Here is a 26,130-nt window from a genome sequence, read left to right as displayed (position 1 = left end):
TGGGCTTAAATCAAGAATGATCAACAGAGGTTTCATTGTAAACGCAGGTTTCGCATGCCCTTCATGATAAATCATGCCGCCTTCTGTGAAGGCGGTTTTTGCACTGCTAATGCTTAATCATCACAGCCTTTATTGGGGCTAAACTTACCGCGTTTATTCGTCACCAGCACTTTCTGCGCCGCACCGGTGTCCGGATTTGGCTCAACGGTGAAATGCCCTTCGACCACCAGCAGAATAGGTTTGGTTTCTGTTCCGCGTGCGGCCGCATAGTCACGCTCAAGCTGCGCATTGCTGGCAACGGTTACCTTCTTGCCGGTTGCGCAATCGGTAAATACTGCCGCATCCGCCATGTACATATACATGCCACGCATCGCCATTGGCGTCGCAGGTAGCGCGGCTTTTACAGGCTGTAGCGTGTAATTGAGCTGAGAAGTGATGGGATTGCCTTCCCGATCAAGCATCTCCAGCGCATCGCCTTTGGCGCGGAAAAAGGTTTTATCACCGTGCGTATCGGTGAGGATCAGTTTATCCGCCGTACGCGCCCAGTTACCATACGTGGCAAACACTGCGGGCGCTTTTCCCCCCTGATAGCGCTGATTCATCACCCAGCTCCCGTCTTTCTCCAGGAACAGAGAAGTTTCAATCCCTTCACAATCCGCGCAAGGTAAAACACCGCGCCAGCTTTGCTGCATTGGTTTCAATTCTTCAACCTGTGTTGGCTGCACCGTCTCGACGTCGCCACGGTTGTTACAGCCGAAAAGCGCAAAGAGCGTACACCCCGCCAGCACGGATAAAATCGCTTTTTTCACACTCGATTCCTTCTGCCCAATTCTGTTAGCCTTCATGACCACGTACTTTGCCGCGTAACGCTTTTACCGACGACTTTTGCGCCTTGCCCGATAACCGACGCTCTTTCGATGCGCGGGTTGGGCGCGTTGCCCGACGGCTCTTCTGCACGACGGTTAATTCTTTAATTAACGCCACCAGACGAGCGATTGCCGCTTCGCGGTTCATCTCCTGGCTGCGATATTCCTGTGCTTTTATCACCACCCAGCCTTCGCTGCTAATCAGATGGTGCGACGCTTCCAGCAAACGCGTTTTGTAATACTCTGGCAGGCTTGAAGCCCGGATGTCAAAACGCAGGTGGATCGCCGTTGAGCTCTTATTGACATGTTGACCGCCCGCACCCTGCGACCGCACAGCCGTGATGTCCAGCTCTTCGTCAGCAATAAAGACCGAACGGGAGATCGCAATCATTGCGGCTGCTGCCAGGCTTCAAGGTGAATTTCCAGATTCTGGTTCTCGTCTGATAACCAGATAGCGCCATCCTGCAAGGTCGCTTGCAGCGTCATGGTGCGATCGCTGGCAAACGCGCTCAACCCGGCCAGTTGCACATCATCCAGATACCAGATGCTCAGATTGCTAAATGCCGCGCAGCGCGCCTGATTCTGCTGCCACCAGATCTGCGCCGCACGAGAATTATAGGTAAAAAGCGCCACCGCTTTCGCCTGAGAGCAGGCTTTCTTTAGCCGTTTTTCATCCGGCAACCCGAGCTCAACCCACAGGTCGATCCCCAGATAATCATTGCGTAGCCAGAGTTCCGGTTCATCGTCAGCACTGAGACCGCGGGTAAACTGCAGGCGTTCATCCGCGTATTTCATCCACGCCAGCAGGCGCAGCATCATACGTTCTTGCGTTTCGGAAGGGTGGCGAGCCAGCGTCAGCGTTGCATCTAAAAACTGATTACGATCCAAATCGGCAACGTTCACCGTCGCTTTATAAATTGTCGCTTTTAATGCCATATCACCGCTCCTTCATAAAATGGCCGCTATTGTAGCGAATATAAGCATAAAGCGCTGTTATCTCTTGTCGGAGCGGGTATTCATCGCCCTGATAATGATAAACAAGCTGTGGTATAGTCACCTTGCTAAACAGAGTTTAACTTCGTAGGCTTAATGTTATCTCACAGTAAAGTCAGGTTGCTGACAGGAGGTGATGTGAACAATTATTGTGAGTTAGTACGCAGACGTTATGCGGAAATCGCCAGCGGAGATTTAGGGTATATCCCGGATGCGCTGGGGTGCGTGTTGAAAGTGCTGAATGAAATGGCGTCGGATGACACCCTTTCAGAGTCGGTCAGGGAAAAGGCGGCGTATGCTGCCGCGAACTTACTGGTGAGCGATTATGTCAATGAATGATGCCTATCAACCCATCAACTGTGATGACTATGACAACCTTGAACTCGCCTGCCAGCATCATCTTTTATTGAAGCTGGAAATGAAAGACGGCGAGGTGCTCAGCGCCAAAGCCAATGATTTAGTCTCACGTAAAAATGTGGAGTATCTGGTGGTTGATGTCGCAGGCGCTGCGCGCGAACTGCGTCTCGATAAAATTGCCAGCTTCAGCCATCCTGAAATCGGCACCGTTGTGGTGAGCGAGTCCTGACATTTTGCGGGCAGCGCCTGTTGCCCGTTAACTTCGCCACTCAAGTCGTACGCCCGTTTGCTCCGCGCTTTTCGCCCCTTCCCGCGTGACAAATAGCCCCGCCGCCGCAATCAACGTTTCACCATAAAACAGCAGCGGCGTGGTATCGCGTCGCCAGGGCGCCACACCGAGTTCCTGCCAGATTTTCTTCAGCTTGCGCCCGCCGCTGCGCCCAACGATATGCAACATACCGGGAGCCTGAAAACGGATCGAAACCGCCTCGCCAGCGTTGGGCGGGCGGATTTCTCCCCCCGCTAATAGCAAAAGCTCACCAAGATTCGCCGGTAATAGTAGCGGTTCGAAAGGTGCCAGCCACGGCAGTAGCGTATCGCGCTGGCTTTCAATTGTGCGGATCCACCACAGGCTCGACTGATAACGACGCACGTCAAACTCGCCGAGTCGCAGACACGGTGAAGCATCTTCACGTGCCAGCGCCACTTCCTGCCACAAGCGGTCAAGCATGGCGCGTGATGGCATGACTGCACCGCGCTGCGCCAGCCAGCGCCGCAATAGTGCCCGACGGCGCGCATCGCTTAGCGCAAATAGAGGGGCAAGTTCCAGCGCCCCTTCAGCCGTCGTCGCCGCATCAAGTTCCTCCGCCAGTAGCTCATCAAGTAACCGCTCTTGTTCGCCACACAGCGCGGCACTACGCGCAACGGCATCAGCAAAATGCGGCCAGCGCGCGGTCAGTGCCGGCAAAACCTGCAAGCGTAAAAAATTACGATCGAAGCTGGCGTCGGCGTTACTTTCATCCTCGATCCATGAAAGCGCATGGTGAAGCGCCCACTGGTGCAACTCATCACGAGTTTGTGTCAGTAACGGACGAATAAGCTGGGTTCCGGCAAACGGCATGCTTTCGGGCATGGCCGCCAGCCCGGCAGGCCCGCTGCCGCGTTTTAACGCCAGCAGGAACGTTTCGCATTGATCGTCCAGATGCTGCGCCGTAACCAGCACTTCACCGGGCATCAATGCCTCCGCAAACGCCTGATAACGTGCGTTGCGCGCCTGCGCTTCAATCCCTTCCCCGTTGTTCACCAGTTGAACGCGAATGACGCGAAGCGGGATCTGCCAGCGCGCGCAAATATCCTCACAATGCTCCGCCCATGCATCGGCGTGTGGACTAAGCCCGTGATGAATATGAATGGCTCGCAGCTTGAGTTCGGGTAATTGCTGGCGCCAAAGCATCAATTTATGCAGCAGGACGGTCGAATCCAGCCCACCGCTAAACGCCACCAGAAACTGGCGCGATGTGGTTAGCATTGATGCAAAAAAGGGCGTGGTCATAGTGATTATCAAAACGGAGTAATGCCCGGCACGTTACCGGGCATTCGCGGAAGTGGCAAGTACTACTGCTGGTAAAGCTCCAGCGGCAGGCCATCAGGATCGGTAAAGAAGGTGAAGCGTTTATCGGTGCAGGGATCGATGCGGATTTCTTCGCACTGCACACCGTGAGCAGCCAGATGCGCCACTGCCTTGTCGATATCATCAACGCTAAAGGCCAGATGGCGCAGCCCACAGGCTTCTGGCCGGCTGGGACGCGCAGGCGGGAACGGGAAAGAAAACAGCTCAATCACATACTGACCGTTCAGCGCCAGGTCACCTTTCCATGAATCACGCGCTTCGCGATAGACTTCGCTTTGCAGCGTAAACCCCAGGATATCGCAGTAAAACGCTTTGCTCTTCGCGTAGTCCGTAGCGATGATGGCAATATGATGAACCTGTTTTAAACCCAGCATAGTTTCTCCTTTTCTGAATGCCAGAACGTTACGCCTGCCGGTGTTTGCCCGCAATAGATCAGCGGCTTTTTAAGACTCGTACCCGATAAACGCCCTCTTCGTCCCGCTTCGCACCATGAATATCCGTCTCAAAACCAGGATAGTGGCGGCCAATGGCGCAGAGCATCAACAGGAAATCCAGCACGGCTCTGCTCGCTTCGGTGATCATTTCGCCGGGCATCACCAGCGGCACGCCTGGCGGATAAGGCAGGATCATATTCGCCGAAATCCGCCCGTTCAGCCGCTCCAGCTCAATGGTTTCCACCTCGCCCTGAATTTGCCGCTGCCAGGCCTGGTGCGGTGTCAGCTTCATTTCCGGCAACACATCAAACGCTTGCAGCATTAAGCGTGGAAGATCGTGCTGGCGGATGAGCTTATGGATCCCCTGCGCCAGATCCTGAATGCGCATATTGCGGTAGAAATCGGGATCTTCGGCGTAAAGATCCGGCAGCATATTCTTCACGCGCAGATTCAGATCGTAGGCGCGTTTAAACTCCATCAACCCGCGTAGCAAACCCATCGCACGGGTTTTATCAATGCCAATACTGAACAGGAACAGCAAATTATAGGGCCCGGTTTTCTCGACCACCACGCCGCGCTCATCAAGGAATTTCGCCACCAGCGCCGCCGGGATCCCTTCGTCGCTCATATTCCCCTGCTCGTCCATCCCCGGCGTCAGAATGGTCACTTTAACCGGATCGAGAAACATATGGTCGGCATCCGCGTCGCGGAAACCGTGCCATGCATCACCGGGCGCAACCGGCCAGCAGTCAGCCTCTTCAATCTCTTCTGGCTGCCAGATATCAAAGAACCAGCCATCGGCTTCATCTTTCAGCCGCTGAACTTCTTTACGGAAATGCAGCGCGCGCTCGACGGAGCGGTTAATCAGCCGTTTGCCAGGATTCCCACGCAGCATCGCAGCAGCCGTTTCGATAGAGGCCACCAACGGGTAACTCGGCGAGGTGGTGGTGTGCATCATAAAGGCTTCGTTAAAGGTGTCTTCATCATATTCACCTTTAATATGAATCAGCGACGCCTGCGAAAATGCTGCCAGCATTTTGTGCGTCGACTGGGTTTCGAAGAACACTTTTCCCGGTACCCGCTCACCGCTCATACCGCTTTTCCCGGCGTAGATCGGGTGAAAATTGGTATACGGAACCCAGGCAGAATCGAAGTGGATCGATGGCACATCGAGCGTCTTTTTGATCCAGTCGGTGTTATACAACAATCCGTCATAGGTGGAGTTGGTGATCACCGCATGTACCGGCCAGCGTGCGCCCGCCGTTTTTGCCACCTTCTGTTCGATGCTGGCATGGGTAAATTCACGGCGTGGAATACCGCCCAGAATCCCCAGCGCATTGCGCCCGGGTTTCAGCCATAGCGGCGTAACGTCACTCATCATCAGCAGATGCGCCAGTGACTTATGGCAGTTACGGTCAATTAACAAGGTGCTACCGGCCGGAGCGGCATACATGCCGACAATTTTATTCGACGTGGAAGTACCGTTGGTCACCATGTAGCTCTGCTCCGCGCCAAAGGTGCGGGCGATATACTCTTCGGCTTCCAGATGCGGGCCTGTGTGATCCAGTAACGAGCCCAACTCCGTGACCGAAATAGAGACATCCGCTTTTAACGTATTGCCGCCGAAAAAATCGTAAAACAGGCAGCCAACCGGGCTTTTCTGATAAGCCGTACCCGCCATATGTCCGGGTGTACAAAAGGTATATTTGCCCTCTTTCACATAGGTAAACAGCGCACGGGTAAACGGTGGTGTGATGGTTTCCAGGTACTCGCGGGTGTACTGACCGATACGCGTAGCAATATCTTCGGACACGCCCAGCGCATACTCGAAAAACCACAGCGCCATGCGCATATCCTGGATGCTGACATCCATCGTCGAGTGGGTATTGATAAAGGCGTACAGTGGGAGATATTCGTTAAGCTGATTGATTTCGCTGCACAGATCGAGGGAGTACTCGTCCCAGTCAAAGATAACACCGCAGATGCGTGGGTTGTGTTCGATAAATTTCAGTAAGTCGGTGCTGTTTTGCGGCCAGATAAGTTGAAAACCCTGCGCCTGTAATGCCTGCTCCAGCTCCTTAATTGGCTCATCTTTATAGAAAACGCCATGTGGTCCCATGATGGCAATAATATTCACGGCTACCTCCGTTAAAAACCTTAGCTAAGCATAGTTGAGCTAAACGGCAGGTATAAAAAAAGCCGCACAGCGGTGCGGCTTTTCAGAGTGGGATGAGGATCAGGCGTAGCCGTAGCTCATCAGACGCTGGTAACGGCGGTTACGCAGATCATCTTTGCTCAGCACGTCCAGATCGGCCAGATCGGCCAGCAGCTGCGCTTTCAGCGAAGCCGCCATCGTTTCCGGGTTACGGTGAGCGCCGCCCAGCGGTTCCGGAATGATCGAGTCGATCAGTTTCAGCTCTTTCAGACGCGGGGCGATAATCCCCATCGCTTCAGCAGCCAGCGGCGCTTTGTCGGCACTTTTCCACAGAATCGATGCGCAGCCTTCCGGAGAGATAACAGAATAGGTGCTGTATTGCAGCATATTCACTTTATCGCCCACACCAATCGCCAGTGCGCCGCCGGAGCCGCCTTCACCAATCACAGTGCAGATAACCGGCACGTTCAGGCGGGACATTTCACGCAGGTTACGCGCGATCGCTTCAGACTGACCACGCTCTTCCGCGCCAACCCCCGGATAAGCACCCGGCGTGTCGATAAAGGTAATGATCGGCATGTTAAAGCGTTCTGCCATTTCCATCAGACGCAGCGCTTTGCGATAACCTTCCGGCGCTGGCATGCCGAAGTTACGGCGGATTTTCTCTTTGGTTTCGCGGCCTTTCTGGTGACCGATGATCATCACCGGACGCCCATCCAGACGCGCGATCCCGCCAACAATGGCTTTATCGTCAGCGTAAGCGCGATCGCCAGCCAGTTCGTCGAACTCGTCGAAAGCCAGGCGGACATAATCCAGGGTGTATGGACGCAGCGGATGGCGAGCCAACTGCGCGACCTGCCATGCGCCAAGATCGGCGAAAATTTTACGTGTCAGCTCAACGCTTTTTTCACGCAGACGATGCACTTCTTCGTCGATGTTAATATCCAGTTTTTCATCCTGACGGCCAACGGCGGTCAGAGAATCGATTTTCGCTTCCAGCTCAGCAATCGGCTGTTCGAAATCAAGGAAATTCAGACTCATAGTATTCCTGTATTAGTCAAACTCCAGTTCCACCTGCTCCGAACCTATGAGGCCACGCAGATCGTTGAGTAAACGATCGCTCGGAGAGACGCGCCACGTTGCGCCGAAACGTAATCGCGCGCGCGCATCCGCCCTCTGATAGTAGAGATGTACTGGAATGGTTCCCGAACGGTGGGGTTCCAGAGACTGACGGAGTCGGTTTAAAAGCTGGTCATCAATTTGCCTGTCCGTCAGCGAGATAGCAAGCCCACGGGCATATTTTTCCCGGGCTTCGTCAATGTCCATCACTTCGCGGGCGGTCATTTTAAGCCCCCCACTGAAGTCATCAAAGCTGACCTGTCCGCTGACGATAAGTATGCGGTCTTTTTCCAGCAGTTGCTGGTATTTATCCAGGGCGTCAGTGAACAACATCACTTCAAGACGCCCGGAACGGTCATCCAGGGTACAGATGCCGATACGATTGCCGCGCTTGGTGACCATAACCCGCGCGGCAATGACGAGCCCCGCCGCCGTGGTCACTTTCCCACGTTCGGTCGGATGCATGTCTTTCAGCCGGTAGCCTCCGACATAGCGCTCAATTTCTTTTAAATACTGGTTAATCGGGTGCCCGGTCAGGTACAACCCTAACGTTTCACGCTCGCCGTCCAGCACCACCTGTTCCGGCCATGGCTGGCAGCTGGCGTAGGACTGCTCGATCTGCTCCGGTTCTTCTGCCAGCACGCCAAACATATCTGCCTGCCCAATCGCTTCTGCTTTCGAGTGCTGATCGGCGGCTTTCAGCGCATCGCCCAGCGCGTTCATCAGCGCGGCACGATGCGGGCCAAGGCGATCAAACGCCCCGGACATAATCAATTTTTCCAGCACCCGGCGATTGAGTTTTTTGATATCGGTGCGGGCGCACAGATCAAACAGTTCACGGAAATAGCCGCCGTTGTTACGCGCTTCAATGATCGCCTCGATCGGCCCTTCACCCACGCCTTTGATCGCGCCAATGCCGTAAACAATTTCGCCATCGTCATTGACGTGGAAATGGTACAGACCCGAGTTGATATCCGGCGGCAGAATTTTCAGCCCCATGCGCCAGCACTCATCGACCAGGCCGACCACTTTCTCGGTGTTGTCCATATCGGCGGTCATTACCGCCGCCATAAACTCGGCCGGATAGTGCGCCTTCAGCCACAGCGTCTGGTATGACACCAAAGCATAGGCGGCAGAGTGCGATTTGTTAAATCCGTAACCGGCGAATTTTTCCACCAGGTCAAAGATTTTCATCGCCAGTTCGCCATCGACGCCGTTTTTCTTCGCGCCTTCTTCAAACGTGCCGCGCTGCTTGGCCATCTCTTCCGGCTTTTTCTTGCCCATCGCACGGCGCAACATGTCCGCGCCGCCAAGAGTGTAACCGGAAAGCACCTGGGCAATCTGCATCACCTGTTCCTGATACAGAATGATGCCATAGGTTGGCTCCAGCACCGGCTTCAGGCTCTCGTGCTGCCATTGAACATCCGGGTAGGAGATCTCTTCGCGCCCGTGTTTACGGTCGATGAAGTTATCCACCATGCCCGATTGCAGCGGTCCCGGACGGAACAGCGCCACCAGCGCGATCATATCTTCGAAGCAGTCGGGCTGCAGGCGTTTGATCAGATCTTTCATGCCGCGGGATTCAAGCTGGAAAACCGCCGTGGTTTCCGAGCGTTGCAGCATATCGAAACTTTTCTTGTCATCCAGCGGAATAGCGGCGATATCCAGTGGCGGCTCGCCATTCTTCTCGCGCCGGGCGTTAATCATTTCCAGCGCCCAGTTAATGATGGTCAGCGTTCGCAGCCCGAGGAAGTCAAACTTCACCAGGCCCGCATATTCCACATCGTTTTTATCGAACTGGGTAACCGGGTGCTGACCGGCTTCATCACAATACAGCGGCGCAAAGTCGGTAATTTTGGTTGGCGCGATAACCACCCCACCGGCGTGTTTCCCGGCGTTTCGCGTGACCCCTTCCAGCTTCCGCGCCATATCAATCAGCGCTTTGACTTCTTCGTCGGCTTCGTAAATTTCCGGCAGTTGTGGTTCGGCTTCAAACGCTTTGGCCAGCGTCATCCCCGGATCGGGCGGCACCAGTTTTGAAATTCGGTCGACAAAGCCATACGGGTGACCAAGCACACGACCAACGTCGCGGATAACCGCTTTCGCCGCCATGGTACCAAAGGTGATGATCTGCGATACCGCATCGCGCCCGTACATATCCGCTACGTGCTCGATAACCTGGTCGCGTTTTTCCATGCAGAAATCGACGTCGAAGTCAGGCATCGACACACGTTCCGGGTTAAGGAAACGTTCGAACAGCAGGTCAAATTCCAGCGGATCAAGATCGGTAATTTTCAGCGCATAAGCGACCAGCGAACCCGCACCGGAACCACGCCCCGGCCCTACCGGCACGCCGTTATCTTTTGACCACTGGATAAATTCCATCACGATGAGGAAGTAGCCCGGGAACCCCATCTGGTTGATAACCTGGAGTTCAACATCGAGACGTTCATCGTAAGGTGGGCGCTTTTCAGCGCGCACGTTCTCATCCGGGAAGAGAAAAGCCAGTCGTTCTTCCAGCCCCTGTTTGGATTTCGCTACGAGGAAATCCTCAGTGGTCATATCACCTGTCGGGAACTGCGGCAGGAAGTATTCGCCAAGACGAACGGTGACGTTACAGCGTTTGGCGATTTCGACCGTGTTCTCCAGCGCTTCCGGGATATCCGAGAAGAGCTCACACATCTCCTCTTCGCTGCGCATGTATTGCTGCGGCGAATAGTTACGCGGGCGTTTGGGATCATCGAGGGTAAAACCGTCGTGGATCGCCACGCGGATCTCATGGGCGTCGAAGTCGCCGGCATCAATAAACCGCACATCGTTGGTAGCAACTACCGGCAAACCATGCTCTTCTGCCAGTGCGACGGCGGCATGCAGGTAAGACTCTTCGTCCGCTCGCCCCGTACGGATCAGTTCCAGGTAGTAGCGATCGTGAAAATGGGTTTTATAGAACTCAAGGCACTGCTCTACCAGTGCGCTATTGCCACGCAGCACACTTTTACCCACGTCGCCCATGCGCCCGCCGGAAAGCAGAATCAGCCCTTCATTGAGTTCTACCAGCCAATCCCGGTCGATCCACGGACCCAGCGCACCATAACCACGCTGGTAGGCACGCGAAATAAGCAGTGTCAGGTTTTGATAACCCGTATTGTTGATAGCGAGAACGGTGAGCTGCGTCAGCTCGTCACCGAGCAGATCGCTTTGCACATGAAAATCAGCACCGACGATTGGTTTCATCCCGGCACCGTGCGCCGTTCCGTAAAACTTCACCAGACCACACAGGTTGGTAAAATCGGTGATCGCCAGCGCAGGCATGCCGAGCGCGGCCGCCTTTTTCACCAGCGGCCCGGTTTTCGCCAACCCGTCAATCATGGAATAGTCGCTATGCACCCGCAGGTGTACGAAACGTGGTTCAGCCATTTTTAGATTCCAGCCTGGTTTATTTCACGTTCACAAGAATCAGGACGCAAGACCCAACGCGCGTTTGACCGGCGCAAAGCTGCGTCGGTGATGCTCGGTTGCGCCGTGCTCCGCCAGTCTCTCCAGATGGAAAGCCGTAGGATAGCCTTTATGCTGCGCAAAACCATATTGCGGAAAAATGATATCAAGTGCTGCCATCTCCGCATCGCGCGCCACTTTGGCGAGAATCGATGCGGCGCTAATTTCTGCGACACGGCTATCGCCTTTTACCACCGCCAGCGAAGGCATCGGCAAAGCCGGGCAACGGTTACCGTCGATCAGCACGAACTCGGGCGCGATTGCCAGCCCGGCAACAGCACGCTGCATCGCCAGCATGGTGGCATGCAAAATATTCAACTCGTCGATTTCATGCGGCTCTGCGCGGCCCAGGCTCCAGGCCAGCGCTTTCTCTTTGATCTCATCGCAGAGCGACAAACGACGTTTTTCGGATAATTTTTTAGAATCGTTCAGACCGACAATAGGACGCTCGGGATCAAGGATCACCGCCGCTGTCACCACCGCGCCCACCAACGGGCCGCGACCGACTTCATCCACACCCGCGACCAAATGCGTATGCGGATAAACAAACTCTATCATTGTGCTAACTCCAGTACGGCGTCAGCCGCCTGTTCATCGGCATTGCAGCGAATCTGCAAATGCAATTCGCGGAAAATGTCGTGCATCTCGTGACTGGTTTTGCCGTTGGCCAGTAAGGGTTCCAGCGCGGCAGCGAGCGCCTGGGGATTGCATTCATCCTGGAGCAACTCTTTCACCAGCTCACGCCCGGCAAGCAAGTTTGGCAGCGAAACATAAGGCGTTTTTACCAGACGTTTTGCCAGCCAGAAAGTGAATGGCTTCATACGATAGCCAACGACCATCGGGCATTTCGCCAGCATGCACTCCAGCGCAGCGGTTCCCGAGGCCAGCAGCGCGGCGTCTGCGGCGATCATCGCCTCCCGCGCCTGGCCATCCAGCATATGCACCGGCAGCTCCGGCGCGACTTCCGCTTTGATGCGTTCAAACTGTTCACGCCGTTTCGCATTAACCAGCGGCACCACCACTTCCAGATCGGGGTAGCGCTCACGCAACAACTGCGCGGTGCGCAGGAAGTCCGCGCTCAGCATGTCGACTTCCGCCCCGCGACTACCCGGCAGTAAAGCCAGACAATGCACGTTATCGGCAATACCCAGGTGCGCCCGCGCCGCGTTCTTATCAGGATCCAGAGGCATGGCATCCGCCATGGTATGGCCGATAAAACGGCACGGGACATTAAATTTATCGTAAAACGCTTTTTCGAAAGGCAGAAACGCGAGCACCAGATTGGTAGCTCTGCCGATTTTGAAAACGCGTTTTTGTCGCCACGCCCAGACGGACGGACTGACATAATGGATGGTTTTGATACCCTGCTTTTTCAGATTGCCTTCGAGGGTAATGTTGAAGTCCGGTGCGTCGATACCGACAAAGACATCCGGTTTCAGTTCGCTAAAACGACGGGTTAAATCGGCGCGGATATGCAGCAGACGGCGCAAACGGCCCAGCACCTCAACGATGCCCATTACCGCCAGCTCTTCCATTTCATACCAGGCTTCGCAGCCTTCGGCTTGCATACGCGGCCCGGCGACACCAACAAAACGCGCATTCGGCAGGCGAGCCCGCAGCGCACGGATAAGACCGGCACCAAGAATATCGCCGGAGGTTTCTCCGGCGACGAGGGCTATCGTAAGAGGACGCGCGTCGATCATTAACGGATCAAACCACGTGTTGAACGCTCAAAGAATTGCATGAATGCGTCAACCTCCGGATGCTTAGCAGCAAGCTCAGCAATTTCCGGTTTCGCCTCTTCCAGCGTTTTACCGCTGCGGTACAGCAATTTGTACGCGTTACGAATAGCCACTAACGCTTCTCTGCTAAAGCCGCGACGTTTCAGACCTTCAATGTTCACACCGAACGGTGTGGCATGGTTGCCCTGAGCGATCACGTAAGGCGGTACGTCCTGGGCAACGCCAGAACAGCCGCCAACCATCACGTGCGCACCGATAATGCAGAACTGATGCACTGCGGTCATGCCACCGATGATTGCAAAGTCGTCGACGGAAACATGTCCCCCCAACGTTGCGTTATTTGCGAGGATACAGCGATTCCCAACGATGCAATCGTGCGCAATGTGCGCATTGATCATCAGCAAGTTATCGCTGCCCACCTTCGTTAATCCACCACCCTGTACTGTGCCACGGTGGATGGTGACGCTTTCGCGGATGCGGTTGCGATCGCCAATTTCCACACGAGTCGGTTCACCAGCATATTTTAAATCCTGGTTAACCTCGCCGATGGAGGCGAACTGATAAATCTCGTTGTCACGACCGATAGTCGTATGACCATTCACGACGACATGAGATTTCAGTACGGTACCCTCACCAATTTCGACGTGAGGTCCCACAATACAAAATGGGCCAATGTGAGCGTTAGCACCGATAACGGCACCGTCTTCAACAATGGCGGTAGGATGAATAAAGGCGGTTTTATCAATCACGTATCAGGCCTCCCGGCTACGTGCACACATCATAGTAGCTTCACAAACAATTTTACCGTCTACCAGCGCAACCCCTTTAAAACGGGTCAGGCCACGGCGGGTTTTTTCGAAAGTGACTTCCATGATCATCTGATCGCCTGGCACAACAGGACGCTTAAAGCGCGCTTCGTCGATACCGGCGAAGTAATACAGCTCACCCGGCTCCAGTTTACCAACGCTTTTAAACGCCAGAATACCGGTTGCCTGCGCCATTGCTTCAAGAATCAGCACGCCCGGGAAAATCGGTTTGCCAGGGAAGTGCCCCTGGAAAAACGGCTCGTTTACCGAAACATTTTTGACTGCGCGCAGAAAACGACCTTCTTCAAAATCCAGCACGCGATCAACCAGTAAGAACGGGTAGCGGTGCGGCAGAAGCTCCAGGATCTCTTCAATGTGCAGAGTATGAGTGTCAGTAGTCAAAATACTCTTCCTGTCCAAATATACTAAAAGGCAATAATAACACGGCCCGCGGCAATCATAAGAATGCCAACAGGCCGGGAAGTATATACACTTTATTCTTCGAGGTGCAGAGGCTTTTCTGTCCCCCGAATTCTTCTGTGTACAAGCGTTATGCGGATGAATTATTCGTCTTGCTGATTAACCTTGCGCTCGATAGCTTTCAGGCGCTTGCTCATATCATCAATATTCATCACCAGGGCTGCGGTTTTTCGCCACACTTTATTCGGTTGCAGCGGGATACCTGAGGAGTAAATACCCGGCTCAGTGATAGGGCGCATGACCATCCCCATCCCCGTTACGGTAACCTTGTCGCAAATTTCCATGTGCCCGTTGATTACGCTGGCGCCGCCAATCATGCAATAGCGACCAATTTTCAAACTACCCGCCATGATAACGCCACCTGCAACCGCGGTATTGTCGCCAATCACAACGTTATGTGCAATCTGACACTGATTATCGATGATGACGCCATTACCAATACGGGTGTCATCCAGCGCACCACGATCGATTGTGGTACATGCGCCGATCTCGACGTTATTGCCGATAATAACGCGACCAAGCTGGGGAATTTTAACCCAGTTGCCACGATCGTTGGCATAACCAAAACCATCGGAACCGATCACCGTGCCTGATTGGATCAGGCAATTTTCACCGATCTCAATCTCATGGTAAATGGATACATTGGCCCACAGACGCGAACCCGCGCCAATTTTCGTATTTTTCCCAACGAAGCAACCCGGGCCGATGACCACGTTATCGCCCAGGCTAACGCCAGATTCGATCACGGCGTTCGCACCAATCGCTACGTTGCTACCAAGCTTAGCCGTTGGATCAATTACTGCTCCAGGCGCGATGTTTTGCGCAGGCTGCGGCGTGGTATCAAGAATTTGCGCCATACGTGCGTAGGTCAGGTAAGGATTTTTTACGACCAGCGCAGCGCTGTTGGCAAAAGGAAGATCGTCCTGCGTCATTACAACGGCAGAGGCCTGACATGCGGTCAGGTGTTCACGGTACTTAGGATTGACCATGAAAGTGATGTGGCCCGCTACGGCAGATTGCATGGACGCAACGCCGGTGATGACGATATCGCCATCACCGTGTAGTTCTGCATCCAACTGCTGAGCTAAATCAGCCAGTCGAATTGAAGGCATTACTTATTTAACCTGTTTCAGTACATCAGCAGTGATGTCTTTTACATCGTTGCTGTTGTAAATAACGGCGTTGGAAGGAATAACCAGATCAACACCCTGATCAGAAGCCACTTTTTTCACCGCGGTCTGGATACGAGTCACCAGTTTGCCACGTTCTTCATTAGAACGACGGGCCTGATCCTGCTCGAAAGCCTGCGCTTTTTGAGCAAATGCCTGACGACCAGAAGTGATGTCTTTTTCCAGCTTGCTGCGATCGCTTGCCTTCATCGTGGAACCATCGCGCTGCAAACGCTGTGCTTTTGCTTGCAGGTCGGATTCCATGCTTTGCAGTTCGCTCGCGCGGCCGCCGAATTCGTTTTTCATCGTCTGAGAAACGCCGGAAGTCTGCGCAACCTGCTGCAGCAGGCTACCCATATCAACAATCGCAATTTTGTCAGCGGCCTGAGCCGACGCAGCCATTGCCAAACCGAAACCTGCAGCTAATAACAACTTTTTCACAATTAACTCCTTACCATCCCGTTTGTACCCGGAGGTACAGTTCTTTGCGTGGCCGGGCTTACTATTGAAAACCCCAGCCATCACTACACTGCTGGTGCATTCCATTGCAGTACGGCGTTACCAGGTTTTACCAATGTTAAACTGGAACTGTTCCGCTTTGTCTCCATCGTACTTTTTAAACGGCTGGGCGTAGGAGAAAACCAACGGCCCCAATGGGGACATCCATTGTAATGCGATACCGGCAGACATACGGATATTGCTCGGATCGCTATAATCCGGAATACCCAGCGCTTTCATCTGCGCGGTATTTTGCCAGTTTGTATCCCACACGCTACCCGCATCCCAGAAGAACGAGGTACGCACAGAGTTGGCGTATTTATCACTGATAAACGGCGTCGGTGTAATCAGCTCGGCGCTGACAACGCCCATGGCGTTACCGCCCACCGCATCATCAGACTTACAGATTGAATCTGCAATCGTGTTCTTACAGTTGCTCTGGTTGTTACCGCCGTAGTAAACCGCTTTCGGACCAATGTTGTTGGACTGGAAGCCACGCACGGTGCTGGAGCCACCTGCGTAGAAGTTCTCATAGAACGGCATCTCTTTGCCACCTAAACCATCACCGTAGCCCCAACGTGTACGACCTAAGACCACCCATTTGTGATCGTCGTCAATCGGGAAGTAGGAAGCGGTGTCGACAGTGACTTTGTAGAACTCGTTATCCGAGCCCGGAACCGTTACTTTACCGTTCAGGTTGACGCGTGAACCTTTCGTCGGGAAATAGCCGCGGTCAAGGTTGTTGTAAGTCCAGCCGTAGTTAAAGGTGAAATCATCCGCCGAATAACCGTTGCTGTCGTTCTGCGTGCTGGCGTTCTGTCCCACGGAATCCAGGTAACGCCACATTGCCACCTGCGGTTCCATCTTCGACAGGCTGTTATGAACATAGCCTAAGCCGGCGCGCAGCGTGTTGTATTCGTTGATCGGGAAACCGAGCGTACCATCAAGACCGTAGCTCTTGTTGGTATAGGACGACAGATCCGCATCGTCAGCTTTAAAGTCGTTATAGAAGATACGACCGCCGAGGCTCACGCCATCCACCGTAAAGTACGGGTTGGTGACGGAGAACTCTGAGTAGGTCTGGTAGTCGTTTTTGGTCCCGCTGATACCGACAGAGTAGCCGGTACCTAACCAGTTATCCTGTTGAACGCCAACCTGGAAGCTGACGCCGCTCTCGGTGCCGTAGCCAACGCCGAAGTTAAAGCTACCGGTGTTACGCTCTTTTACCTTATAGACAACATCAACCTGATCCGGGCTACCCGGAATACGCTGGGTTTCCGTATCGACCGTTTCAAAATAGCCCAGACGGTTCAGACGCTCTTTACCTTGATCGACCAGATCGCTGCCCAGCCACGCCCCTTCCATCTGGCGCATTTCGCGACGCAGTACGGAATCTTTAGAGGTATCGTTACCTTCAAAACGGATCTTACGCACATAGAAGCGGTTACCAGCATCGACGTTGATATGCAGTTTAACCGTTTTGTCCGTGTCGTTGATTTCAGGCTGCGATTGAACGCGCGGATAGGCGTAACCATAGCGACCAAGAAGCTTTTTAATGTCATCTTCCATTTTGGTCACTTTGGCGCCGTTATACAGCTCGCCCGGCTCGATTTTCGTCAGGCTTTCAATTTCCGCAGAGTGGCCTGCGAGATTACCGCTAACCTGCACACCAGAAAGTTTGTACTGATCGCCCTCGGTCACGTTAACCGTAATGTAGATGCCTTTTTTGTCCGGCGTCAGGCTAACCTGAGTCGAATCAATGTTGAAACGTGCGTAACCACGATCCAGATAGTAGCTGCGCAGGGTTTCCAGGTCGCCCGCCAGTTTCTGTTTCTGGTATTTACGATCGCCGACAACGTTCCACCACGGCACTTCATCACGCAGCTGGAAAGTGGAGATCAGCTGTTCCGTCGTGAAGGCATGGTTGCCGACAATGTTAATCTGTTGGATTTGCGCGGAAACGCCTTCCTGGAAGACCAGCTTCAGGTCAACACGGTTACGCGGCAATGGGGTGACGACAGCTTTGACGCTGGCGCTGTACTTACCCACGCTGTAATAGAAGTCTTCCAGCCCTTTTTCAATATCGGAGAGGGTGGTGCGATCCAGTGATTCACCCACACGGACGCCAGAAGCTTCAAGGTTCTGTTTCAGCATGTCATCTTTCACCGACTTGTTGCCGGAGAAGGTGATGCTGGCGATTGTCGGGCGTTCTTTCACCTGAACGAGGAGCGTATCACCATCACGCAGGACACGAACATCCTCGAAGTTGCCGGTGGCAAACAACGCGCGAATGGTGTTACTGATATCTTCATCATTCACCGTATCGCCAGGACGAACTGGCATACTGAGGAGGGCCGCACCAACGGCGACACGCTGTAGGCCTTCGAAATGAATATCCTTCACTACGAATCCATCAGCACCGTATACGGTGGCGCTGCTAAACAGCAGCGACGCTATGAGCAACTTTTTCATCGCCATCGTTATTATGCGTTCTTCCTAACAAACTCTCTTACAAGCGAGAGAAATCATTGAAAAGTGCAAGCCCCATTAACAGCACCAGCAAGATAGAGCCAATGCGATAACTAAAGTCTTGAACTCGCTCGGATACCGGTCCGCCCTTCAGCTTCTCAATCGCCAAAAACAGCAGATGCCCGCCGTCAAGAACGGGCAGAGGGAACAGGTTAATGATGCCTAAGTTCACGCTTATCAAAGCAAGGAACATCAGGTAGTAAATCAACCCGAACTCCGCTGACATCCCAGCCCCCTGAGCGATAGAAATCGGCCCACTGAGGTTGTTCAGTTTTACATCACCGGTGATCAATTTCCCCAACATACTGACCGTTAGCTTCATCAACTGCCACGTTTTATCCGTGGCCTCAACGATGGCGCTAAATGGCCCGTACTGGCGTACTGTTTTGTATTCATCTGGCAGAGGAATGACTTTGGGCACCACGCCCGCAAACCCTTCTGCCTTGCTACCGGGCTTTGTATCCGGTATCAACGTCAAAGACAAAGGAGCCCCTTGTCTTTCCACTTCCAGCGCTAACGACGTACCTGGGTTATCCCGTACCAGCGTAACGAACGTCATCCACTGCGTTAACTGCTGACCATCGACTTTAACGATCCTGTCGCCAGCTTGCAAACCCGCTTTGCTGGCGGCGGAACCGGGTTGCACCTCCGCAAGCACCGGTTCAAGCTGCGCCGCCCGAGGACGAATCCCCAGCGACATAACCGGATCATCTTTATCAGGCGCAAAGGCCCAGTGACGTAAATCCAGCACCTTTTCCTGACGATTGTTACTGCCGAATGGCGCTACGCTGACGGTCGTCTGGCTATCGCCAATTTTAGACACCAACTGTAAGCGCACAGCATCCCAATCAGGCGTTTCGATACCATCAATCGCTTTAAGTTCCGTGCCGGGTGCAATTTGCGCGTTTGCAGCGATAGAGTTGGGCGTTATTTCACCAACAACCGGACGAACGCCAGGGACACCGATGATAAACACCAGCCAGTAAGCGAAGATGGCAAAGATAAAGTTAGCGATGGGACCGGCAGCGATAACAGCGGCACGCTGACCGACCGTTTTATTATTGAAAGCGTAGTGGCGCATTTCCGGCGTAACCGCCTCAACGCGCTCATCCAGCATTTTGACATAACCGCCCAGGGGGATCAGGGCGATGACAAATTCGGTGCCGTGTTTGTCGGTGCGACGCCAGAGCGCTTTACCAAAACCGATGGAAAAACGCTCAACCCGCACGCCACAGCGGCGAGCAACCCAGAAATGGCCAAATTCATGCACGGTGATCAATACACCAAGCGCAACAATGAACGCCGCCAGATTCCAGAGAATGCTCAGCATAAAACCTTCCGTCAAATCGTCCTGAAAACCAGCAATAACAGGCAGGCAAATACAGGAACTGCCGCTGTCAGGCTGTCAATGCGATCCAGTATACCGCCATGACCCGGAATAAGATGCCCACTATCTTTAATTCCGGCTTCACGCTTGAACATACTTTCCGTGAGATCGCCCAATACAGAGGCTAACGCCGCAACCACCGAGCAAATAAAGAGCGTCGATGAAGTCACATCCAGATTCGCCCACGCACCGTAACCCCAGGAGATAATACCCGCCGTCAGCAAGCCTCCCAGGAAACCTTGCCAGGTTTTCCCCGGTGAGACTTTCGGTGCAAGTTTATGTTTACCAAATAGTTTGCCAAACATATAAGCGCCTGAATCTGCTCCCCAGACGAGGATCATCACATACAGCAACCACAGTGCGCCGCTGTAGTGGTTTACATCGTAATGCCACACGCGCAGCGCCAGCATGCCCCAGAAAAAAGGGATAATCGTCAAGATCCCGAAAATCAGGCGCAAAATTTTAGAGTGACGCCATACCGCGGCAGATGACGGGTAACTCAGCACCAGCACCAACGCCACCAGCCACCAGGCAAGAGAAGCCCAGAGCGAAATCGTCACCAGCGGATGATGGGTATTATGGTGATATTCCGGCAACGTAAACAGCATAAGGGCGAGTAAAAACCCGCATAATACGGCCAACCAAACCCGTTGACTCCGGGAAGTAAAGCCGCTTAATTGCCCCCACTCCCACGCAGCGAGCATGCAAACAGCGAGCGTAACGATCGCGAATCCCACCGGCGGCAGCAAAAAAAGCGCTGCAATAACAATGGGTATCAATACAAAAGCAGAAATCAGGCGATACTTCAGCAAAAGCAACCCCCATCAGGCTTTGTCGCCACCTGGCTCGGTACCGCCGAAACGACGCTCTCGATTGGCAAAGGCATGCAGCGCACCTTCAAAGTCTTGTTCATCAAAATCGGGCCAAAGAACATCTGTAAAGTAAAGTTCGGCATAGGCAATTTGCCAAAGTAAAAAATTACTTATGCGATGTTCCCCGCCAGTCCTAATCACTAAATCCACAGGAGCCAGCTCATGCATGCAGACTTGCTTATTGAGCGTTTCTTCATCAATTTGATCCGGGCGCAACAGCCCTTCCTGCACCTGCTCGGCAAGCTGCCGGACTCCCTGTACGATATCCCAGCGTCCACCATAGTTCGCTGCGATATTCAGCGTCAGCCCGGTATTCTGGGCGGTTAACGCTTCCGCTTTGCGGATTCTCTCCTGCAAACGCGTATTAAAACGACTGGTATCGCCAATAATGCGTAAACGCACATTATGGCGGTGCAGGCTTTTTACTTCGCTATCCAGCGCCCACACAAACAACTCCATCAGCGCACTCACTTCCTGCGCCGGGCGATTCCAGTTCTCGCTACTAAAAGCATAAAGCGTCAGCGCATCAATACCATTATTGGCGGCAAAAGAGACCGCACGGCGTACAGACTTCGCTCCGGCCCGATGACCAAAAGCCCGGAGTTTCCCTTGTCTTTTCGCCCAGCGACCATTGCCATCCATAATTATCGCTACATGGCGGCAGCCATGCGTTGGCAAACTTTCGCTTATCGGTTGGTTAGCAGACAACATAACGCGTTTTAGTCCCTGAAAAGGATTTAGCGGTACTCAGGAATACAAAAGCCTTTACGCAAAAAAGCCGTGTAAACCACGGCTTACACCAAACGCCATAATACGAACTGGCAATTTTGTGGCGCAGACTATATCACCGAAGCCCAACGCTAACAAATAGCACCGTCACTCATCGCTGTAATATCACTGGCTTGCGAGGCGCATCACTTGTTTTTGCGCAACGTCGCGTGCCTGTGCATCTACAGCCAGCACGTCATCAATGCTCTGCGGTTCGCGTAAATCCATCTGTTCAAGCACAGAAAGATTCAGGGCGGCAATATCTGTGAAACGGATAGCCGATGCCAGGAATGCCGAAACCGTTACCTCATTCGCCGCATTGAGCGCCGTTGTTGCCGCCTGCCCTTCGTCAGAAGCATCAATGGCCAGCTTCAGGCAAGGATAGCGGTCAAAATCGGGCTGCGCGAAACTTAACGAACTTAGTTTGCAAAAATCGAGGGCATTAACACCTGACGGCACGCGTTCCGGCCAGGCCATCGTATGAGCGATGGGCGTACGCATATCCGGCTCACCCAGTTGTGCCAATACACTGCCATCCTGGTAACGCACCATGGAGTGGATCACCGATTGCGGGTGAATCAACACTTCCATCTGGCGGGCAGAGGCATTAAACAACCAGCGCGCTTCAATGTATTCCAGACCTTTATTCATCATAGTGGCGGAGTCAACGGAGATTTTGCGCCCCATTGACCAGTTCGGGTGCCGACATGCCTGATCCGGCGTCATTGCGGCCAGATCGGAAAGTGGGGTCTCCCGGAACGGGCCACCAGACCCGGTAAGCAGAATAGACGAAACGCCATTCTGCTCCAGATCAGCGTACCCCAGGTTATGTTGAATTGTTTCCGGTAAACTCTGAAAAATAGCGTTATGCTCGCTGTCTACAGGCAAAAGCTGCGCCCCGCTCTCCTTCACCGCATCCATAAACAGACGGCCACACGTCACCAGAGCCTCTTTATTCGCCAGCAGCACCGTCTTCCCGGCGCGAATAGCAGCAAGCGTGGGTACCAGGCCCGCAGCGCCCACAATGGCCGCCATCACCTGATCGACGCCGCTCAGCGCCGCCATTTCACAGGCTGCCTGTTGGCCACTCAGCACGTCTGTTCGGCTACCATGTTCCCGCAAAACACGCTTCACCTGTTGCGCGCTTTCGTCATCGTCCATCACCGCAAATTTGGGAGAAAACTCAAGGCACTGCTCAACCATGCGGGTAACGTTTTTACCGGCAACCAGCGCAGTAACGGAGAAACGATCGGGATTGTGGCGAACCACGGCCAGCGTGCTGCAACCAATAGAACCCGTTGAGCCCAGAAGAGTTAAATGCTTCATGAAACGCTCGCAACATTGCAAGGATAAAAAGCAAAACGCCGCCAGCAAAGCCACTTTCGCAGCTCTCTGTACGGCGTTTTAGTCGGTTTGTTTCGAATCAGAACTGCATCAGTTCCGCTTCTTTGTCCGCCAGCGCCGCATCCACTTTTTTGATTGCAGCATCGGTCAGCTTCTGGACGTCATCCTGAGAACGACGATCGTCGTCTTCACTGATTTCTTTATCTTTCAGCAGTGCTTTCACTTTATCGTTCGCGTCACGACGAACGTTACGAACCGCAACGCGCGCTTGTTCCGCTTCGCCGCGTACAACTTTGATCAGGTCTTTACGACGCTCTTCGGTCAGTGCCGGCAGCGGAACGCGAATATCGCTGCCCGCAGAGCTCGGGTTTAAACCGAGATCGGAGGTCAAAATTGCTTTTTCAACAGCCGGGCTCATTGAGCGGTCAAACACGTTGATTTTCAGCGTACGGGAGTCTTCAACGGTAACGCTAGCCAACTGACGCAGCGGTGTCGGCGTACCGTAATATTCCACAACGATGCCATCCAGCAGGCTCGGGGAAGCGCGGCCAGTGCGCACTTTGCTGATTTGAGTTTTGAACGCTTCGACGCATTTATCCATGCGTACTTCAGCATCTTTTCTGATATCGCTAATCACGTTACGGATCCTTGAAATCTTGTCGCAGGCAGGCCATACGGCGGGTGTGCTAAGTATAGCCTGTTCAATTTTTGGCACCCTGAAGATGCCAGAAAGAACTGCTCAATAAATTAAAGCGGAATCTTACCTTTATTTATTGCTTACGGGAATTATTCCGTAATCAATGTGCCTTCTTTTTCGCCCATGACAACACGACGCAGCGCGCCAGGTTTGTTCATGTTGAACACGCGAATCGGCAGTTTGTGGTCGCGAGCCAGCGTAAAGGCCGCCAGATCCATCACTTTCAGTTCCTTATCCAGCACTTCGCTGTAGCTCAGCTGTTCGCACAGCGTGGCTGTCGGATCGAGCACCGGATCGGCGGTAAAGACGCCGTCCACTTTGGTCGCTTTCAACACCACATCCGCTTCAATCTCGATACCGCGCAGGCAAGCTGCGGAATCGGTCGTAAAGAACGGATTACCCGTACCGGCGCTGAAAATGACCACACGGTTGTTGCGCAGCAGGCTAATCGCCTCTGCCCAGCTGTAGTTGTCGCAAACACCATTTAACGGAAACGCGGACATCAGACGTGCGTTCACATAGGCACGATGCAGCGCATCACGCATTGCCAGGCCGTTCATCACGGTCGCCAGCATACCCATGTGGTCGCCCACTACGCGGTTCATCCCCGCTTTCGCCAGACCCGCCCCACGGAACAGGTTGCCGCCACCAATCACCACGCCAACCTGAACCCCAAGTTCGACCAGCTCTTTAATTTCTTGCGCCATACGGTCAAGAATGCTTGCGTCAATACCGAAGCCTTCGGATCCCTGGAGCGCTTCGCCGCTCAGCTTAAGCAGAATGCGTTTGTAGACGGGTTTTGCATTGGTAGCCATGTTTCTTTCCTGAGACTGTCAACAATTGGACGGGGTTAATACCGGCGCTTATGATACGTCGCCTGCCAGCGCAAACACTAGTGTGCTGGCTGATTTTCAGATGAAGGGCATAAAAAGAAGCCGCCCTCAGGCGGCTCCTTTTATTGATTAAGACTGCTTGGACATTGCAGCAACTTCTGCTGCGAAGTCAGTCTCAACTTTCTCGATGCCTTCGCCCACTTCGAAGCGGATGAAGCCAGTTACGTCAGCGTTGTGCTCTTTCAGCAGCTGAGCAACAGATTTGCTCGGATCCATAACGAAAGGCTGGCCAGTCAGAGAAACTTCGCCGGTGAATTTCTTCATGCGGCCTTCAACCATTTTCTCTGCGATTTCTTTCGGTTTGCCAGACTGCATGGCGATGTCCAGCTGAACCTGGTACTCTTTTTCTACGACTTCAGCGGATACGTCTTCCGGTTTAACGAATTCCGGCTTGCTTGCAGCGATGTGCATTGCCAGCTGTTTAACCAGCTCGTCATCAGCGCCTTTAGCCGCAACCAGAACACCGATACGCGCGCCATGCTGGTAAGAACCCAGAACGTCACCTTCCAGAGCGGAAACGCGACGGATGTTGATGTTCTCACCGATTTTAGCAACCAGTGCAACGCGCTCTTCTTCGAACTGCGCTTTCAGAACTTCAACGTCGGTGATTTTGCCAGCAACAGCAGCGTCCAGAACTTTGTTAGCAAATGCCTGGAAACCACCGTCTTTTGCCACGAAGTCAGTCTGGCAGTTAACTTCCAGAATGATGCCGTAGGTGCCGTCGATTTTGGTGATGATCACGCCGTCAGCAGCAACGTTGCCTGCTTTTTTCGCCGCTTTGATCGCACCAGACTTACGCATGTTCTCGATCGCCAGCTCGATGTCGCCATTCGCTTCAGTCAGCGCTTTTTTGCAATCCATCATGCCTGCGCCAGTACGTTCACGCAGCTCTTTTACCAGGGATGCGGTAATTTCAGCCATTCTTTATTCCTCGGGAGAGATATGACCTGCACGGTTTGCAACCAAACAGGCTTAAAAGTGAAAAAGGGGGCCATAAACAGGCCCCCTAACCAAACTCGGTACTACCTGCTCAATAAGGGGCTCAACGAGCGTGCCTTATTACTCAGCTTCTACGAAGCTTTCTTCCGCCTGAGTAGCCAGATCCGAAGAACGGCCTTCACGAACGGTAGCAGCAACGGCATTCAGGTACAGGCTAACAGCACGGATTGCGTCATCGTTACCCGGGATAACGAAGTCAACGCCGTCCGGATCGGAGTTGGTATCAACGATAGCAAATACCGGGATACCCAGGTTGTTTGCTTCTTTGATTGCGATGTGCTCGTGGTCAGCGTCGATAACGAACAGTGCGTCCGGCAGGCCGCCCATATCTTTGATACCGCCCAGGCTGTTTTCCAGCTTGTCCAGTTCACGAGTGCGCATCAGCGCTTCTTTCTTGGTCAGCTTGTCGAAGGTACCGTCCTGAGACTGAGTTTCCAGGTCTTTCAGACGTTTGATGGACTGACGAACGGTTTTCCAGTTAGTCAGCATACCGCCCAGCCAGCGATGGTTCACGAAGAACTGGTCGCAGCTCAGAGCAGCTTCTTTTACCGCTTCGCTTGCTGCGCGTTTTGTACCAACGAACAGAATTTTGCCTTTACGAGCAGAAATTTTGTGCAGTTCAGCCAGAGCGTCGTTGAACATCGGTACAGTTTGCTCAAGGTTGATGATGTGAACTTTGTTACGCGCACCGAAGATGAACGGCTTCATTTTCGGGTTCCAGTAACGGGTCTGGTGACCAAAGTGAACACCAGCCTTGAGCATGTCGCGCATGGAAACAGTTGCCATGTTTAAAACCTCTATATAAAAGTTGGGGTTATGCCTCCACGTATCCCATATTACCGACCCCGAAGGGCACCCCGGAATATGTGCCGATACGTGTGTGTTATTACACAAAGT

25 protein-coding genes are annotated in these 26,130 nt (G+C 53.4%); 2 read left to right on the top strand and 23 right to left on the bottom strand.

Going from position 1 to position 26,130, the window contains the following annotated elements; translation table 11 throughout:
- Positions 1 to 113: 113 nt before the first annotated feature.
- The 3 genes from nlpE to IP581_RS04195 are packed head-to-tail and all read right to left on the bottom strand — an operon-like array spanning position 114 to position 1,802.
- Positions 114 to 809 carry an envelope stress response activation lipoprotein NlpE gene (nlpE, locus tag IP581_RS04205; protein ID WP_193821825.1) on the bottom strand — a complete coding sequence of 232 codons (696 nt, stop codon included), beginning with the start codon at positions 807 to 809 and terminating at the stop codon, positions 114 to 116.
- Between the two features lie 25 nt (positions 810 to 834).
- Positions 835 to 1,257 carry an alternative ribosome rescue aminoacyl-tRNA hydrolase ArfB gene (gene arfB / locus IP581_RS04200; protein ID WP_193821824.1) on the bottom strand — a complete coding sequence of 141 codons (423 nt, stop codon included), beginning with the start codon at positions 1,255 to 1,257 and terminating at the stop codon, positions 835 to 837.
- Positions 1,254 to 1,802, bottom strand: coding sequence for a YaeQ family protein (locus IP581_RS04195; RefSeq protein WP_097401322.1), 549 nt, complete (start codon positions 1,800 to 1,802; stop codon positions 1,254 to 1,256). The genes arfB and IP581_RS04195 overlap by 4 nt, the downstream gene beginning before the upstream one ends.
- A 195-nt stretch (positions 1,803 to 1,997) precedes the next feature.
- Between IP581_RS04195 and IP581_RS04190 the strand changes: the two genes are divergently transcribed.
- On the top strand, positions 1,998 to 2,198 hold the full coding sequence (locus IP581_RS04190; RefSeq protein ID WP_017458016.1) for a YaeP family protein: 201 nt from the start codon (positions 1,998 to 2,000) through the stop codon (positions 2,196 to 2,198).
- On the top strand, positions 2,185 to 2,445 hold the full coding sequence (gene rof / locus IP581_RS04185) for a Rho-binding antiterminator (protein WP_017458015.1): 261 nt from the start codon (positions 2,185 to 2,187) through the stop codon (positions 2,443 to 2,445). Before IP581_RS04190 ends, rof begins: the two co-directional genes overlap by 14 nt.
- 27 nt (positions 2,446 to 2,472) lie before the next feature.
- Here rof and tilS read toward each other — a convergent pair whose 3' ends face one another.
- From tilS to rpsB, 20 genes are all read right to left on the bottom strand, one after another.
- Entirely contained in the window at positions 2,473 to 3,768 is a 1,296-nt protein-coding gene (tilS, locus tag IP581_RS04180; RefSeq protein ID WP_193821823.1) for a tRNA lysidine(34) synthetase TilS, read from the bottom strand.
- 62 nt (positions 3,769 to 3,830) lie between these two features.
- Positions 3,831 to 4,220, bottom strand: coding sequence for a VOC family protein (locus IP581_RS04175; protein ID WP_086870645.1), 390 nt, complete (start codon positions 4,218 to 4,220; stop codon positions 3,831 to 3,833).
- A gap of 58 nt (positions 4,221 to 4,278) precedes the next feature.
- Positions 4,279 to 6,417 (bottom strand): lysine decarboxylase LdcC, encoded by a 2,139-nt coding sequence (locus tag IP581_RS04170; protein ID WP_193821822.1) that lies wholly within the window; start codon positions 6,415 to 6,417, stop codon positions 4,279 to 4,281.
- A gap of 99 nt (positions 6,418 to 6,516) precedes the next feature.
- Positions 6,517 to 7,476: an acetyl-CoA carboxylase carboxyl transferase subunit alpha gene (gene accA / locus IP581_RS04165; protein WP_017458011.1), complete on the bottom strand. Its 960-nt coding sequence runs from the start codon at positions 7,474 to 7,476 to the stop codon at positions 6,517 to 6,519.
- Between the two features lie 12 nt (positions 7,477 to 7,488).
- Positions 7,489 to 10,971: a DNA polymerase III subunit alpha gene (gene dnaE, locus IP581_RS04160; protein ID WP_086870639.1), complete on the bottom strand. Its 3,483-nt coding sequence runs from the start codon at positions 10,969 to 10,971 to the stop codon at positions 7,489 to 7,491.
- Between the two features lie 39 nt (positions 10,972 to 11,010).
- Positions 11,011 to 11,607 (bottom strand): ribonuclease HII, encoded by a 597-nt coding sequence (rnhB, locus tag IP581_RS04155; protein WP_086870637.1) that lies wholly within the window; start codon positions 11,605 to 11,607, stop codon positions 11,011 to 11,013.
- On the bottom strand, positions 11,604 to 12,752 hold the full coding sequence (gene lpxB / locus IP581_RS04150) for a lipid-A-disaccharide synthase (protein WP_193821821.1): 1,149 nt from the start codon (positions 12,750 to 12,752) through the stop codon (positions 11,604 to 11,606). The genes rnhB and lpxB overlap by 4 nt, the downstream gene beginning before the upstream one ends.
- Positions 12,752 to 13,540, bottom strand: coding sequence for an acyl-ACP--UDP-N-acetylglucosamine O-acyltransferase (gene lpxA / locus IP581_RS04145; RefSeq protein WP_086870633.1), 789 nt, complete (start codon positions 13,538 to 13,540; stop codon positions 12,752 to 12,754). Before lpxA ends, lpxB begins: the two co-directional genes overlap by 1 nt.
- A gap of 3 nt (positions 13,541 to 13,543) precedes the next feature.
- Complete coding sequence (gene fabZ, locus IP581_RS04140) at positions 13,544 to 13,999, bottom strand: 3-hydroxyacyl-ACP dehydratase FabZ (RefSeq protein WP_017458006.1); 456 nt, start codon at positions 13,997 to 13,999, stop codon at positions 13,544 to 13,546.
- A gap of 161 nt (positions 14,000 to 14,160) precedes the next feature.
- Positions 14,161 to 15,189 (bottom strand): UDP-3-O-(3-hydroxymyristoyl)glucosamine N-acyltransferase, encoded by a 1,029-nt coding sequence (gene lpxD, locus IP581_RS04135; RefSeq protein ID WP_193821820.1) that lies wholly within the window; start codon positions 15,187 to 15,189, stop codon positions 14,161 to 14,163.
- A 3-nt stretch (positions 15,190 to 15,192) separates the two neighbouring features.
- Complete coding sequence (gene skp / locus IP581_RS04130; protein WP_020456611.1) at positions 15,193 to 15,687, bottom strand: molecular chaperone Skp; 495 nt, start codon at positions 15,685 to 15,687, stop codon at positions 15,193 to 15,195.
- A gap of 117 nt (positions 15,688 to 15,804) precedes the next feature.
- A complete protein-coding gene (gene bamA / locus IP581_RS04125) occupies positions 15,805 to 18,222 on the bottom strand; it encodes an outer membrane protein assembly factor BamA (RefSeq protein WP_086870630.1) in 2,418 nt (805 codons plus the stop codon).
- Positions 18,223 to 18,253: 31 nt separating this feature from the next.
- Positions 18,254 to 19,603, bottom strand: a complete 1,350-nt coding sequence (gene rseP / locus IP581_RS04120; protein ID WP_193821819.1) for a sigma E protease regulator RseP — start codon at positions 19,601 to 19,603, stop codon at positions 18,254 to 18,256.
- A gap of 11 nt (positions 19,604 to 19,614) precedes the next feature.
- A complete protein-coding gene (cdsA, locus tag IP581_RS04115) occupies positions 19,615 to 20,472 on the bottom strand; it encodes a phosphatidate cytidylyltransferase (RefSeq protein ID WP_193821818.1) in 858 nt (285 codons plus the stop codon).
- Between the two features lie 12 nt (positions 20,473 to 20,484).
- Positions 20,485 to 21,243 (bottom strand): (2E,6E)-farnesyl-diphosphate-specific ditrans,polycis-undecaprenyl-diphosphate synthase, encoded by a 759-nt coding sequence (ispU, locus tag IP581_RS04110; RefSeq protein WP_017458000.1) that lies wholly within the window; start codon positions 21,241 to 21,243, stop codon positions 20,485 to 20,487.
- Between the two features lie 183 nt (positions 21,244 to 21,426).
- Positions 21,427 to 22,626, bottom strand: coding sequence for a 1-deoxy-D-xylulose-5-phosphate reductoisomerase (gene ispC, locus IP581_RS04105; protein WP_193821817.1), 1,200 nt, complete (start codon positions 22,624 to 22,626; stop codon positions 21,427 to 21,429).
- A 97-nt stretch (positions 22,627 to 22,723) separates the two neighbouring features.
- Positions 22,724 to 23,281 carry a ribosome recycling factor gene (gene frr / locus IP581_RS04100; RefSeq protein ID WP_017457998.1) on the bottom strand — a complete coding sequence of 186 codons (558 nt, stop codon included), beginning with the start codon at positions 23,279 to 23,281 and terminating at the stop codon, positions 22,724 to 22,726.
- Between the two features lie 149 nt (positions 23,282 to 23,430).
- Positions 23,431 to 24,156 (bottom strand): UMP kinase, encoded by a 726-nt coding sequence (pyrH, locus tag IP581_RS04095; RefSeq protein WP_017457997.1) that lies wholly within the window; start codon positions 24,154 to 24,156, stop codon positions 23,431 to 23,433.
- Between the two features lie 147 nt (positions 24,157 to 24,303).
- Complete coding sequence (gene tsf, locus IP581_RS04090) at positions 24,304 to 25,155, bottom strand: translation elongation factor Ts (RefSeq protein WP_086870622.1); 852 nt, start codon at positions 25,153 to 25,155, stop codon at positions 24,304 to 24,306.
- A 138-nt stretch (positions 25,156 to 25,293) separates the two neighbouring features.
- Positions 25,294 to 26,019, bottom strand: coding sequence for a 30S ribosomal protein S2 (gene rpsB, locus IP581_RS04085; protein WP_086870620.1), 726 nt, complete (start codon positions 26,017 to 26,019; stop codon positions 25,294 to 25,296).
- Positions 26,020 to 26,130 lie beyond the last annotated feature (111 nt).

Origin of the sequence: Kosakonia pseudosacchari, from assembly GCF_015167415.1 — a bacterium.
Lineage (GTDB): Bacteria > Pseudomonadota > Gammaproteobacteria > Enterobacterales > Enterobacteriaceae > Kosakonia > Kosakonia pseudosacchari.
The sequence above is the reverse complement of the archived record's forward strand: the minus strand, read 5'-3'. Positions and strand labels throughout refer to the sequence as shown.

Bases quoted from the DNA above. Each gene is read 5' to 3' on its own strand.
- arfB (WP_193821824.1), bottom strand. From the start codon at position 1,257: ATGATTGCGATCTCCCGTTCGGTCTTTATTGCTGACGAAGAGCTGGAC.
- IP581_RS04195 (WP_097401322.1), bottom strand. From the start codon at position 1,802: ATGGCATTAAAAGCGACAATTTATAAAGCGACGGTGAACGTTGCCGAT.
- rof (WP_017458015.1), top strand. From the start codon at position 2,185: ATGTCAATGAATGATGCCTATCAACCCATCAACTGTGATGACTATGAC.
- tilS (WP_193821823.1), bottom strand. From the start codon at position 3,768: ATGACCACGCCCTTTTTTGCATCAATGCTAACCACATCGCGCCAGTTT.
- IP581_RS04175 (WP_086870645.1), bottom strand. From the start codon at position 4,220: ATGCTGGGTTTAAAACAGGTTCATCATATTGCCATCATCGCTACGGAC.
- accA (WP_017458011.1), bottom strand. From the start codon at position 7,476: ATGAGTCTGAATTTCCTTGATTTCGAACAGCCGATTGCTGAGCTGGAA.
- dnaE (WP_086870639.1), bottom strand. From the start codon at position 10,971: ATGGCTGAACCACGTTTCGTACACCTGCGGGTGCATAGCGACTATTCC.
- rnhB (WP_086870637.1), bottom strand. From the start codon at position 11,607: ATGATAGAGTTTGTTTATCCGCATACGCATTTGGTCGCGGGTGTGGAT.
- lpxB (WP_193821821.1), bottom strand. From the start codon at position 12,752: ATGATCGACGCGCGTCCTCTTACGATAGCCCTCGTCGCCGGAGAAACC.
- lpxD (WP_193821820.1), bottom strand. From the start codon at position 15,189: ATGCCTTCAATTCGACTGGCTGATTTAGCTCAGCAGTTGGATGCAGAA.
- bamA (WP_086870630.1), bottom strand. From the start codon at position 18,222: ATGGCGATGAAAAAGTTGCTCATAGCGTCGCTGCTGTTTAGCAGCGCC.
- rseP (WP_193821819.1), bottom strand. From the start codon at position 19,603: ATGCTGAGCATTCTCTGGAATCTGGCGGCGTTCATTGTTGCGCTTGGT.
- ispU (WP_017458000.1), bottom strand. From the start codon at position 21,243: ATGTTGTCTGCTAACCAACCGATAAGCGAAAGTTTGCCAACGCATGGC.
- ispC (WP_193821817.1), bottom strand. From the start codon at position 22,626: ATGAAGCATTTAACTCTTCTGGGCTCAACGGGTTCTATTGGTTGCAGC.
- pyrH (WP_017457997.1), bottom strand. From the start codon at position 24,156: ATGGCTACCAATGCAAAACCCGTCTACAAACGCATTCTGCTTAAGCTG.
- tsf (WP_086870622.1), bottom strand. From the start codon at position 25,155: ATGGCTGAAATTACCGCATCCCTGGTAAAAGAGCTGCGTGAACGTACT.
- rpsB (WP_086870620.1), bottom strand. From the start codon at position 26,019: ATGGCAACTGTTTCCATGCGCGACATGCTCAAGGCTGGTGTTCACTTT.